At 62.8% G+C, this 12,480-nt stretch carries 15 protein-coding genes; 2 read left to right on the top strand and 13 right to left on the bottom strand.

All coding sequences use genetic code 11. From position 1 onward, the window contains the following. Positions 1 to 562 precede the first annotated feature (562 nt). The gene (locus WA702_RS19795) at positions 563 to 1,366 is read right to left on the bottom strand and encodes a response regulator (protein WP_425112234.1); all 804 of its coding nucleotides are present in this window, start codon (positions 1,364 to 1,366) and stop codon (positions 563 to 565) included. Between the two features lie 209 nt (positions 1,367 to 1,575). Here WA702_RS19795 and WA702_RS19790 point away from each other — a divergent pair, with 209 nt between their 5' ends. Next, complete coding sequence (locus WA702_RS19790) at positions 1,576 to 1,809, top strand: NepR family anti-sigma factor (protein ID WP_425112233.1); 234 nt, start codon at positions 1,576 to 1,578, stop codon at positions 1,807 to 1,809. Continuing rightward, positions 1,809 to 2,357 (top strand): sigma-70 family RNA polymerase sigma factor, encoded by a 549-nt coding sequence (locus WA702_RS19785; protein WP_425112232.1) that lies wholly within the window; start codon positions 1,809 to 1,811, stop codon positions 2,355 to 2,357. Before WA702_RS19790 ends, WA702_RS19785 begins: the two co-directional genes overlap by 1 nt. A 109-nt stretch (positions 2,358 to 2,466) precedes the next feature. Here the strand turns inward: WA702_RS19785 and WA702_RS19780 are convergent, their stop codons facing one another. The 12 genes from WA702_RS19780 to urtD all read right to left on the bottom strand — a co-directional run. Beyond that, positions 2,467 to 4,125: an HWE histidine kinase domain-containing protein gene (locus WA702_RS19780; protein WP_425112231.1), complete on the bottom strand. Its 1,659-nt coding sequence runs from the start codon at positions 4,123 to 4,125 to the stop codon at positions 2,467 to 2,469. Between the two features lie 593 nt (positions 4,126 to 4,718). Further along, complete coding sequence (ureG, locus tag WA702_RS19775) at positions 4,719 to 5,342, bottom strand: urease accessory protein UreG (RefSeq protein WP_425112230.1); 624 nt, start codon at positions 5,340 to 5,342, stop codon at positions 4,719 to 4,721. A 165-nt stretch (positions 5,343 to 5,507) separates the two neighbouring features. Next, entirely contained in the window at positions 5,508 to 6,236 is a 729-nt protein-coding gene (locus WA702_RS19770; RefSeq protein ID WP_425112229.1) for an urease accessory protein UreF, read from the bottom strand. Continuing rightward, positions 6,217 to 6,816 carry an urease accessory protein UreE gene (ureE, locus tag WA702_RS19765; protein WP_425112228.1) on the bottom strand — a complete coding sequence of 200 codons (600 nt, stop codon included), beginning with the start codon at positions 6,814 to 6,816 and terminating at the stop codon, positions 6,217 to 6,219. The genes WA702_RS19770 and ureE overlap by 20 nt, the downstream gene beginning before the upstream one ends. 24 nt (positions 6,817 to 6,840) lie before the next feature. Then, positions 6,841 to 7,140, bottom strand: coding sequence for a putative quinol monooxygenase (locus WA702_RS19760; protein ID WP_425112227.1), 300 nt, complete (start codon positions 7,138 to 7,140; stop codon positions 6,841 to 6,843). Between the two features lie 43 nt (positions 7,141 to 7,183). After that, complete coding sequence (ureC, locus tag WA702_RS19755; protein WP_425112226.1) at positions 7,184 to 8,899, bottom strand: urease subunit alpha; 1,716 nt, start codon at positions 8,897 to 8,899, stop codon at positions 7,184 to 7,186. 55 nt (positions 8,900 to 8,954) lie between these two features. Then, positions 8,955 to 9,494: an HD domain-containing protein gene (locus WA702_RS19750; protein WP_425112225.1), complete on the bottom strand. Its 540-nt coding sequence runs from the start codon at positions 9,492 to 9,494 to the stop codon at positions 8,955 to 8,957. 4 nt (positions 9,495 to 9,498) lie between these two features. After that, positions 9,499 to 9,804: an urease subunit beta gene (locus WA702_RS19745; RefSeq protein WP_425112224.1), complete on the bottom strand. Its 306-nt coding sequence runs from the start codon at positions 9,802 to 9,804 to the stop codon at positions 9,499 to 9,501. Between the two features lie 135 nt (positions 9,805 to 9,939). Beyond that, a complete protein-coding gene (locus WA702_RS19740; protein WP_425112223.1) occupies positions 9,940 to 10,242 on the bottom strand; it encodes an urease subunit gamma in 303 nt (100 codons plus the stop codon). A gap of 21 nt (positions 10,243 to 10,263) precedes the next feature. Continuing rightward, a complete protein-coding gene (locus WA702_RS19735; RefSeq protein ID WP_425112222.1) occupies positions 10,264 to 11,100 on the bottom strand; it encodes an urease accessory protein UreD in 837 nt (278 codons plus the stop codon). A 30-nt stretch (positions 11,101 to 11,130) separates the two neighbouring features. Continuing rightward, positions 11,131 to 11,826 carry an urea ABC transporter ATP-binding subunit UrtE gene (gene urtE / locus WA702_RS19730; protein ID WP_425112221.1) on the bottom strand — a complete coding sequence of 232 codons (696 nt, stop codon included), beginning with the start codon at positions 11,824 to 11,826 and terminating at the stop codon, positions 11,131 to 11,133. A 3-nt stretch (positions 11,827 to 11,829) separates the two neighbouring features. Then, positions 11,830 to 12,480, bottom strand: a 651-nt coding sequence (gene urtD / locus WA702_RS19725) for an urea ABC transporter ATP-binding protein UrtD (RefSeq protein ID WP_425112220.1), incomplete at its 5' end; no start/stop codon positions are given.

Here is a 12,480-nt window from a genome sequence, read left to right as displayed (position 1 = left end):
CCAACGCTCAGCGCCGCGGCAAGCGCACTCAAAACAACGATCTTACTTGTATCTGACATGGCTACCGTTCCCTCGCCCTGCTGGCGACCTCACCATCTGCAACGTTGGTCGCGGGAATGGAGTTCTCGGTTTGGCCGATCACTTAACCGTGTGTTAAATTAGGCCCACTCAAGCGAAAATTATTGCGGCGGTTCAAATGACTTAAGTCAAAAAATTTTGCGGCGATGGGGAACGAGTCGCGCGCTCGGGAGTCTTCTCAACAGCCGGTTGTCCCCCCTGCCCCATTGACCGGCGACGCGGGGCATCGCCGTGGTGATGCCGGCGGTGCCTCGCATTCATTGTGACATTTTGAGAAGTCAGCTGCCGCCATTAGGCGACACGCCAAAGATCAGATACAAAGAAAAGATAGATCACGCGGCGTTGGAGCTTCTCCGCGGCTGACGTGCGCGCGCGACGCAAAGCCTGGCAGCCGTCGCGGCGCCTAGCGGCATCAAGCAGGCAAGAAAAAGCCGGCGCGCTCATGCCGAGTGCGCCGGCCTTTCTTTTTCGACGCGACCACCCCTTAGGCGGCAGGTTTGGGCATGCGATTGCGGGAATTGCGCTGGAAGAACAGCGCCTGGCTCGCAACGGCCGACACCATGGCCGGCTGGAACGGCTTCGAGATCAGGAACGCCGGCTCGGGGCGCTCGCCGGTCAGGAAGCGCTCGGGGTAGGCGGTGATGAACACCACCGGTACCTCGAAGGTCCGCAGCAATTCGTTGACCGCGTCCAGGCCAGACGAGCCGTCAGCAAGTTGAATGTCGGCGAGGATCAGCCCGGGCTTCTTGTTCTTGGCCAGCGCCACAGCGTCGGCATGGGTACGGGCGACGCCAATGACGTTATGGCCGAGATTCTTCACCAGACTCTCGAGGTCCATGGCGATGAAGGTCTCGTCCTCAATGATGAGAACGTCGGTCGCGATCTCGGCAGCCAGCTCACGACCGGCCGTATCGGCGAGCCGCCGGGTCTCGCTCACCTCGGTACCGAGAATGAACGCCACTTCCTCCTCCGGGAAGCCTTCCAACGAGAGCAGCAGGAACGCTTGGCGGGGCAGCGGAGTAATGTTGGAGAGCCGCCGCTCCGGCGGCATCGGCAGGGTGGTCACCTCGGTATCGTCATTCAACGCCACCGAGTTCCAGATTTGGGTGAACAGCCGGAACAAGCCAGCGCGCGCCCCGTAACGCTCGTCGAGTAGAGAGGGGTCTTGAATGAGGGCTTCCAGCATGGCGCCGACATACGCATCGCCAGAACCCTGCGCTCCGGTCAGGGCGCGGGCATATCGCCGCAACAAAGGCAAATGTTCAGCAACGAGCTGTGATCGGGACATCCCCACTCCATTCGATCGCACGGGCCACGCAGGTTCAGGGGCGGCCCGGGTTCCCCCTATATGCAGATTACGCCTGAACCTTCAAAAAGTTCCCTTTTCGCTGGGAACTTTTGCGCAAGCGTCGCATTAGTTCCCGACAGGCCCCTCGACAGCGAGGATAATTCTTGGAGCTTCAGAGACTTAACTCTCGGGGAAACGTGGACAAGGTCATGAAGGATGTAAAGTCTCAAGCCAGCAAGAATGCGGCACCGCGCAAGCCCGGCGGACTAAACTCGGAAATCCAATCGCGAATCGGCCATCAACTTCGCGCGATGTACGACGATGTCGTGCGTCAGGGAGTTCCGGATCGTTTCGCCGAACTGGTCCGAAAGCTTGATGTCCCGGGGGGCCAACCCCAAGTGGAAGACGGCGGGGGATCCAATGACCAGAACGGGAGGGACTGATGCCTCTCACTGACTCCCTGCGCGACGAGATCCTGGGCTCGGTCCCCAGTCTGCGCGCCTTCGCGATCTCCCTGAGCGGCAACAGTGACCGGGCTGACGATCTGGTGCAGGAAACACTGCTGCGTGCCCTGGCCAACATCGATTCGTTTCAACCAGGCTCCAACCTGCCGGCCTGGCTGTTCACGATCTTGCGCAACCTGTTTCGCTCTGACTATCGCAAACGGCGGCGCGAGGTCGAGGATGCCGAGGGCAATTATGCCAAGACCCTGAAAACCCATCCGTCGCAGGGGGCGCATCTGGAATTCGAGGAATTCCGGACCGCTTTGGAAAAATTGCCGCAAGACCAGCGTGAAGCGCTGATCCTGGTGGGTGCCTCCGGCTTCTCCTATGAGGATGCGGCGGCGATCTGCGGCTGTGCGGTCGGCACCATCAAGAGCCGCGTCAATCGTGCGCGCTCCAAGCTTGCCGCCCTCCTCTATGTGGAGGGCGCCGAGGATTTCGGTCCTGACGAGACGGTACGCGCGGTGATCGGCGGCAGTGGCGGCTGATCACCAAGACCGATCACCGCGACGTGCTCGAAACCATCGAAATTGAAAGGCGGCCGACCAGGCCGCCTGTCGTTTGTCTGCTCGGTGTCGCGGACGCTTCGTTGCAGGATCAGCGCGGCGGACGCACCGGTGCCGAGAGCTGCTCGGTGCGATCGCGTTCGGTCATGTCGATCACGGTGTCCATCGGGGCGGTCAGTTCATAGACGTAGCTCGCCTCGGTGAAGTAGCGCTTCGACGTACCACCGAGCGCTTCCGGCGCCACGCGGTCGAGCAGGATCAGGCCGAAATCGCTGTCCGGCCGGCGGGTTGCCTCGCTGGTGTTCAACTCCTCCCAGCGGAAGCTGAACATGGCGTCCGCCGCCTCGCCCGTCACATCCCATTTCGCGGTGATATGCGGATGCTTGCCGACCAGCGACAGGCCCTCGTCGGAGTGCGAGGCAAGCTCGAAGAACAGCAGCGACAGGCTCTGCGCCGCGCGCGCGCTGACCGTGATGTCCGGACCGCTGACCGCGATGCGCTCCGCATGCGGAATGGCGCGCGCCTCGAACAGGCCGCGCAGCTGCACGCCCTGCCATTGGCTTTCGCTCAGCAGCGTGACCACGTTGGACATCGCGTGGACGCGCCCGATCAGAAGCTCGCGGGCGACATCGATATCGCTGCCGTGGCGCAAGGTGCGCGTTACGATCGACTGGATCACCGCCAGGATGTTCTTGACCCGGTGATTGAGCTCGTCGATGACGGCCGTCAACCGGCGCTCGAAGCCGATCCGCACCTGGATCTCGCGGCTGAGTCGCAGATTGTTGTAGGCGACATAGCCGAACAGGCCGCAGACGATGCCGGTCAACGCAAGGCCGATGACGCCGACGATCGCAGCTGTCTGCTCGGCCCGCCGGACCGCATTTCTCTTGGCGTAATAAGCGAGCGTCCAGTCGCGATTGCCAAATGTCACCGTGCGCGCCGCAGATGGCGGCGCCGCCTCCGGCGAATGCGTCCGCGTCGTCACCACGCCCTGCTCATTGGCGATCAATTCGCGTTCGGCGTTACTCGGATCCTTGAGCGCGACCGAAAACAACGACAGATCGTCGTTGGTCAGCATCAGCGGCCCGAGCTCATAAGAAAAGGTCACGAAGCCCGCCGCCGTGCTGGCACCCTCCGGCGCGACCGGCGCCGCCAGCACCAATCCGATCGGACCGTCGACGCGGAGCAACGGAATCGGGTTGGACGCGATCGGCTTGCCTTCAGTTATCGCGCGCGCCAGCATCGGTCCGACTGTCGGTTCATCGTCCAGGGCGCGTCCCGCCAGCGACGACGTCTGTGAATCGCGCGGCTCGAGATCCATCAACACGTCGATCGGATGGTCGAGATGGCCGGTGTCGAGCGGCTGGTCGTCGAAATTGCGGATTGTGGGATTGGCGAAACCGGCATGCCGCAGCTCATCGCTCGCGGCGGCGAGCTCATTGGGCTTCAGCCGCGCGATCCACGCGGCAACCACGAAGTCGGTCTTGAACGCGTAGATCGACGAGCGCAGCGGTTGCAGCATGTTGGCCTTGATCACCGACGGTGCCCGAAACAGGCCGGAGGCCACCCGTGCCAACAGTTCGCGTTCGGTCAGGCGGTCCTGCACCAGGCTGGCATGGACGTCGATCGCACGCGCCAGCGCAATACGGTCGATCGCCAGCTCCTGGTCGTGGACGCGATAGGCGGCGAGCCCGGAGAGCACAGTCCCGATCAGCGCAATCACACCGATAATAACGCCCAGCCGAAGCACTCGCTTACTCTGATGTCAGGGGTTGGCGAAACGAACAACAAGTCATCAAATGCCCGGGCCGGTTACGATTGCACGCACGAAAGAAGCCAACCGACAGATATAATGATCGAGTCATCAGCACGACGCAATCCGACGTTCGCTTCATTTCGTAGCGCCCCCTCGAGCGAACCGCGGATTCGAAAGAGACGAAAAATCATAAAACAATCCGGCGTAGTGGCTCAGACATTCGCTCGGCCATTGGGCCAGCCGTGGAAAACAAGCGAATGCCTGAACCGCCACACGACCCAACTTTTGGACGATCGCCCTCCGGCTCACACCGCAAGCCCCTTAGTCGGGAATCCGGCGGGATAGCAATGAGCACCGGAGAAAATTGTTCCGGGCAGCCTGCGGCTTTTTTGGGTCTGTAGCGCGGCCGATTGCAGAAAGGTTAACGGCGGTGCGCGCGCAATCGTTCAGCGCGATCGTGCGGCAACGGATCGTCAGATCATGATCCGATATGCCGGGATCGGATCATGATCTCATCAATTTGTTTGAGCATGATCTGTGCGCAAACACCTTCGGCGTTTGTTGCGGGGAGCCGGTTTCCGCATGCTCTAGGCTCGTGCCGCGAGGCCACCTTTGGCTTCGATGAAGCCGACGATGCGGTCGAGGCCCAGGCTCTGCTTCAGGTTGGTCATCACGAACGGCCGCTCGCCGCGCATGCGCCGCGCGTCGGTCTCCATCTTGTCCAGCGAGGCGCCGACATGCGGCGCGAGGTCGATCTTGTTGATGACGAGCAGGTCCGAGCGGGTGATGCCGGGACCGCCTTTGGACGGGATCTTGTCGCCGGCGGCAACGTCGATGACGTAGATGGTGAGATCGGCAAGCTCTGGCGAAAATGTCGCAGCCAGATTGTCACCGCCGGATTCGATCAGCACGAGATCGAGGCCGGGAAATTTCGCCCGCATGTCTGCAACTGCCGCGAGATTCATCGAGGCGTCCTCGCGGATCGCGGTGTGAGGGCATCCGCCGGTCTCGACGCCGGCGATGCGATCCGGCGTCAGCGAGCCCGAACGGACCAGGAACTCCGCATCCCATTTGGTGTAGATGTCGTTGGTGATGGCGGCGATGTCGTACCGTTCACGCATCGCCTTGCAGAGCAGGTCCATCAGCGCTGTTTTGCCCGACCCGACCGGGCCACCGACGCCGACACGCAGCGGACCGTGAGATGATGACATGCTAGTCGCTCTCCAATTGAGCGTCGTCCCGGCGCACGCCGGGACCCATACCGCATGATCTATCGGTCGGGCAGGATGGCCGACGCCTCCTGCAACAACGAGAGCCTGTGGTTATGGGTCCCCGCGTTCGCGGGGACGACAGGTTGGGAAATGTGTCCTCGTCGCTCACGATCGGAACAGCCTGGTATATTGCGTCTCATGCTGGAGGCCGGCGAGGTCGGCGCGAAAGGTCGCGCTGCCGAGGTCATCCAGCGATGCATCGAGGGCGCGCGCAGCGGTTACCGCCACCACACCCTCCAGCGCCGCCAGCACGCGCTGGCTGTCGGTCTGGCCGAGCGGGATCAGCCGGCTGCCGGCGGAAATCCAGTTCGACACCAATGCATGCAGGAAGGCGTGCAGCGCCGACGCCAGAGGAATGCCATGCGCGGCGCTGACCAGTCCGACCGCGATCGGATAAATGAGAGTGTCGCATTGCGCGACGGCGTCATCGAGCCCGTTACAATTCCAGGCCGCGCGCGTGATCTCGATGAACGCTTTCCCTTGCGTCGTGGCCTCGAGCTGCCGCTCGCGCGACGGCACGAAGGCCGCGGCAAGCTCGGCCAATTCGCGCAAAGCCGCCATGTCATCCAGGTTCATGGCGCGATGCGCCTGCGCCACGAACACAGCATCGCAGAAGCCTGAGCCGTCGACCAGCATGGCCGACAGCCAGTCGCGCAGGGACGCAGCGTCGGTGATGTCGCTGGCTTCTACCGCCCACTCGATGCCGCTCGAATAGGAGAAGGCACCGACCGGAAATGCCGGCGACAGGAAGGTCATCAACCGGTACAGCGCCGCCGCTTCGGCCCCGGTCATCGCATCGGATGCGCGCGGCGGCTCATTTGTGGTCATGAGCATGTGAGTGGTCGTGATGATCGTGGTCGTGTCCGCAATGCTCGTCATGGACGTGATGATCATGGCTATGGTGATCGTGGTCATGATGATGGCCATGCGCATGATCATGGTCATGACCGTGATGCGCGTGGCCCTCCTCATGCGCATGGCTGGCCTCGGCATAGGCGCCGCCTTCGGGATCGAATGGCGCCTCGATCTCGACGATGCGCGCGCCCAATCCCTTCACCATCGCCTCGATCACATGGTCGCGGCGGATGCGCAGGCCCTTAGGCATGATCTGGGTCGGCAGATGGCGGTTGCCGAGATGCCAGGCGAGCCGCACCAGATGCTGCGGATCGGCGCCGCGAATCTCGATCAACGGCTCAGGTGCTGCGACCACCTCGACTAGGCGGCCGTCGTCCAGCACCAGAGCATCGCCGCCGCGCAAGGCGATGGCGTGCTCGAGATCAAGCAGGAATTCGAGCCCGCGCGTGCCGGTCATCGCCATCCGCCGCCGATGCCGATCATCGAAATCGAGCACAACGGTATCAGTGGCGGCTTCAATCCACCGGTGCTGGCCCAGGACACGCGCGGCGCGGATCATGCTGACAACCTCACTCTGATCAATTCAGCGGACATCGACCTTCTCGGGCGTGATGACCTCGATACGCGGCGGCGCCGAGAAGCATTTCACGGCGACGCGACCGAACGTCTTCATATGCTCGGCCGCGCGGTGCGGCACCAAAGCCTCGGCATTTTCCCACTGCTCGACGAACACCATCTTGGCCGGATCGGTGACGCTCTCGTGCAGATCGTAAGCGATATTGCCGGGTTCCTTTCGGGTCGCCTCGATACAGGCGGTAGCGGCGGCAATGAATTCGGCGCGGGTCTCAGGCTTCACGGTCAAGGTGGCAACGACATAGATCACGAACAATCCTCCCGGTACGTTTTTACTTAGAGCGGGCGGGACCTTAGAACATGAAATAGCGCTGCGCCATGGGCAGCACCTCGGCCGGCTCGCATGTCAGAAGCTCGCCGTCTGCGCGTACCTCATAGGTCTCCGGATCGACCTCGATGTCGGGCGTCGCATCGTTGTGGATCATGCTCTTCTTCGAGATCTTCGAGCGCGTGTTCTGCACGGCGTAGAGCTTCTTGGAGATGCCGAGCTGGCGCGCGAGATTGCCGGTCACGGCGGCCTTCGAGGTGAACACGACGGAGGACGCAGTCAGCGCCTTGCCAAAGGCGCCGAACATCGGCCGGTAGTGCACTGGCTGCGGGGTCGGGATCGAAGCGTTAGGATCGCCCATCGGCGCCGCGACGATCATGCCCCCCTTGACGATGCAATCCGGCTTAACGCCGAAGAAGGCCGGCGACCACAGCACGAGATCGGCCAGCTTGCCTTTCTCGACCGAGCCGATCAGCTTCGACACGCCATGCGCGATCGCAGGGTTGATGGTGTATTTGGCGATGTAGCGCTTGACGCGAAAATTGTCGTTGTCATTGCCCTTGTCCTGCGGCAACGCACCGCGCTGCTTCTTCATCTTGTCGGCCGTCTGCCAGGTCCTGATGATGACCTCGCCGAGCCGGCCCATCGCCTGCGAGTCCGATGACATCATCGAGAGCGCGCCGAGATCATGCAGAATGTCCTCGGCGGCGATCGTCTCCTTGCGAATGCGGCTCTCGGCAAACGCCAGATCTTCCGCGATCGACGGATCGAGGTGGTGACACACCATCAGCATGTCCAGATGCTCGTCGATGGTGTTCCGAGTGAACGGTCGCGTCGGATTTGTCGAGGATGGCAGCACGTTCTTCAGACCCGCGACCTTGATGATATCAGGCGCGTGACCGCCGCCGGCGCCCTCGGTGTGGAAGGCATGGATGGTGCGGCCCTTGAACGCCTTGATGGTGTCCTCGACGAAACCCGACTCGTTCAGCGTGTCCGAGTGCAGCATCACCTGCACGTCGTGATCGTCGGCAACCGACAGGCAATTGTCGATCGCGGCCGGCGTGGTGCCCCAGTCCTCATGCAGCTTCAGCGCACAGGCGCCGGCCTTGATCATCTCGACCAGCGCCGCGGGCCGCGATGCATTGCCCTTGCCGGAAAGGCCGAGATTGACCGGGAAGGCGTCGAACGACTGGATCATCCGCGCGATATGCCACGGCCCCGGCGTGCAGGTGGTGGCGAAGGTGCCGTGCGACGGGCCGGTGCCGCCGCCGAGCATCGAGGTAACGCCCGACATCAGCGCGTGCTCGATCTGCTGCGGACAGATGAAATGGATGTGGCTGTCGAACCCGCCGGCGGTGAGGATCTTGCCTTCGCCTGCGATCACGTCGGTGCCCGGGCCGATGACGATGGTCACGTTCGGCTGGATATCGGGATTGCCGGCCTTGCCGATCGCAGCGATCATGCCGTCCTTGATCGCGACATCGGCTTTGACGATGCCCCAATGATCAACGATCAGGGCATTGGTGATGACGGTGTCCGCCGCGCCCTGCTTGTTGGTCGCCTGCGACTGGCCCATGCCGTCGCGGATCACCTTGCCGCCGCCGAACTTCACCTCCTCGCCATAAGTGGTGAAATCCTTCTCGACCTCGATGATCAGATCGGTGTCGGCCAGCCGCACCCTGTCGCCGGTAGTCGGCCCGAACATGTCGGCATAAACGGAACGCTTGATCTTGACGGACATCAGTGGCCCTTACCCGCTTTGCTGTATTCTGCGTACCGGCACGAAAACGCGACGCTCACAACGTCCCCTTCGCATGCGCAACCGTTTCATCGAACAGCTTGTCGAGCCGCGCATTGACGCCGCGGCAGCCCTTCACCACCTGCTCGGCCCAGGCGAGATAGTCGGCCAGCTCTTCCTTTTGCCCGGCATCGGGTTCGAAGAAGATGCGGACGCGGATATTGCTGATCTTGTCGGCGATCTTGATCAGCTTGGCGCCCGGCGATTTCTTCGGCGCGTCCTTCACCTGCCGACGGCGGCGCTCGCTTTTGGCCAAGGTCATGTCGTCGGTGACCTCCTCGACCATGTCAGCGACACGCACGCCGAAGCGTTGCACCAGTTCGTCCCGAGAGGTGTCGGTGTCCTCGATGGTATCGTGCAGCCAACCTGCTGCGACCAGCTCGGCATCCGCGCCATCGGTGACCGCAGCGAGGATGCTCACGACTTCGGCGAGGTGATTGATGTAGGGCTCGTTCTCGTCGCTTTTGCGCTGCTGGCCGGAGTGGCGGCGTGCGGCGAGCTCGGCGGCTTCACAGACGAGGCGGAGACCGGTCAGCATGGCGCTACAGCTTTCCCATCACGTCGCCGCGGAAGCCGTAGACGGTGCGCTTGCCGGCCAACGCGACCAGCTGCACGTCGCGGGTCTGGCCCGGCTCGAAGCGTACGGCAGCGCCGGCCGCGATGTCGAGCCGCATGCCGCGGGCTTTCTTACGATCGAACTTCAGCGCCGGATTGGTCTCGAAGAAATGATAGTGCGAGCCGACCTGGATCGGCCGGTCGCCGGTGTTCGCGACCGAGAGCGTCACGGTCGTGCGGCCGGCATTGAGCTCGATCTCGCCGTCCTGGATGAAGAGTTCGCCGGGGATCATTTTTCTTGCTCCGTCATTCCGGGGCGATGCGCAGCATCGAACCCGGAATCTCGACATGACAACCTCTGGATTCTCCGGTGCGCAATTGCGCACCATAGTTCGCGTCTTCGACGCGGCCCGGAATGACGCAATAGTTCAACGAATCGGCTCGTGCACGGTGACGAGCTTGGTACCGTCGGGAAACGTCGCTTCGACCTGGATGTCGTGGATCATCTCAGGGATTCCAGGCATTACCTGGTCGCGGGTCAGGACCTGCGCGCCCGATTGCATTAGCTCCGCCACGGTGCGGCCGTCCCGCGCACCCTCGAGGATGAAGTCCGAGATGATGGCGATCGCCTCGGGATGGTTGAGCTTGACGCCGCGTTCCAGCCTGCGGCGCGCCACGATGGCGGCCATCGAGATCAAGAGCTTGTCTTTTTCGCGGGGAGACAGGTTCATGCAAAATCTCTAACACCAGATCTAGTTCAGCCAGAGCCGCGGCAGTGGCACCTCCGACGCAGGCCTCAGCACCGCCATCATGTCAGCGCGCAACCGCGCGGCATCTTGGGCACAGAACCGAGCCATTGCAAACCCATTCCAAGCGGACAGCCCGACCTCTCCACCGAACGACGGCGCCGCCTCGCGGATACGTTCAACCAACGCGGCATCGCCAGGGGCGATCAGCGCGGTGCCGATCGCCGCGCCTCCCTTGGCGATCGCGCGTTGCGCCAACTTCCCGCCGATGTCGCCGGTCAACCGCACAGTCTCGGCGAACACCAGCCGGCCGCCGCGCCTGACGCGCCAATGGTCCACAAACGAGCCCTCGCGCATCGTCTCGCCCATCGCGGTGCGGCCGAACACGACGATCTCACACAGCAGCAGCGAGGCGGTTTCGTCCAGATCGATATCGATCCGGCGCGCGATGTCGGCACGGTCGAACAGGATGGTCTCCTGCGGCAGCCAGGAGAGATGTGCGCCGCCGGCGACCTTCAACGAGATGTCGAGCGCGGCGGGCTTACCGGGTGCGCGGTAAACTTTCTCGGCAGCGGCCGTCGTCAAGGTCAACCGCGTTCCCTGCCCTGCCGCGATCTCGATCGCGAAATGATCCCCACCAGCAATCCCGCCAGCCGTGTTCACGAACATCGCCGAGAGTCCGTGGTCCTCGGGCGAGGGAAAGCGCACGCGAAGCGAACCGGATTCATGCAGGTGACGACGGCGCGTTACGCCGTCCTGCAAATGCACGTCGAAGTGCACCGCGCCGCGGGCTCGGTTCGCCTCGAAAATGTCATAGGCTGCACTGGCGGGATCGGCCCGCATCGATCCCTCCCTATGAGACCATGTAGAAAGTTACAGCGCCATCTGCCTGGAAATCTCGGCCGGATCGAGATCGGCGCGGGTGCAGCTATATTTCACCGCGCCGCGATCCATCACCGCAAAGATATCGCCGAGCTCGCAAGCAAAGTCGAGATACTGCTCGACCAGCACGATGGCGATGTTGCCGAGATTGCGCAAGTAGGAGATGGCGCGCCCGATGTCCTTGATGATCGAGGGCTGGATGCCCTCGGTCGGCTCGTCTAGCAGAAGCAGCTTTGGCCGCATCACCATGGCCCGCCCGATCGCGAGCTGCTGCTGCTGGCCGCCGGAGAGGTCGCCGCCGCGACGGCCCAGCATCGACTGCAGCACCGGAAAGAGCGCGAACACGTCGTCGGGAATGTTGCGGTCGCTCCGCTTGAGCGGCCCGAAGCCGGTCTTGAGATTTTCCTCGACCGTGAGCAGCGGAAAGATTTCGCGCCCCTGCGGCACGAATCCGATACCGCGGCGCGCCCGTTCATACGGCTTCAGATGCGTGATATCGGCACCGTCGAAGGTGATCGCGCCGGAGGCAATCGGATATTGGCCGACCATGGCGCGCAGCAGCGAGGTCTTGCCGACGCCGTTGCGCCCAAGCACGCAGGTCACCTTGCCAGGCTCGGCCGCGATGGAGACGCCGCGCAGGGCTTGGGCAGCGCCGTAATACAGATTGATATTTTCGACGTTGAGCATCAGCTAGCGTCCCAAATACACTTCAATGACCCGCTCGTTAGTCGACACCTGGTCGATGGTGCCTTCAGCGAGCACCGTGCCCTCATGCAGGCAGGTGACCTTGACGCCGAGTTCGCGAACGAAGGTCATGTCGTGCTCGACCACCATCACGGTGTGATCCCTGTTGATCTGCTTCAAGAGCTCGGCGGTCTGGTGGGTCTCGACATCGGTCATGCCGGCGACGGGCTCGTCGACCAGCAGCAGCTTCGGATCCTGTGCCAGCAGCATGCCGATCTCGAGCCATTGCTTCTGGCCGTGCGAGAGGCTGCCGGCGAGCTTGCGGCGGACATCCTTCAGCCGCACCGTCTCAAGCACCTTGTCGATGCGCTCGGCCTCGCTCCGCGAACCGCGCCAGAACAAGGTGCCCTTGACGCTGTGATCGACATTGAGCGCGAGCAGCAGATTGTCCTCCACCGACTGGCTCTCGAACACGGTGGGCTTCTGGAATTTTCGGCCGATGCCGAGTTCAGCGATGCGGGTTTCGTCGAGCCGCGTCAGGTCGGTGACGCCGTCGAACAGCACCGTGCCCTCGTCCGGCTTGGTCTTGCCGGTGATGATGTCCATCATCGTGGTCTTGCCGGCGCCGTTCGGCCCGATGATGGCCCGCATCTCGCC

It is taken from the genome of Bradyrhizobium sp. (assembly GCF_049798375.1).
Classification (GTDB): domain Bacteria; phylum Pseudomonadota; class Alphaproteobacteria; order Rhizobiales; family Xanthobacteraceae; genus Bradyrhizobium.
This window is presented reverse-complemented; position numbering and strand designations above follow the sequence as displayed.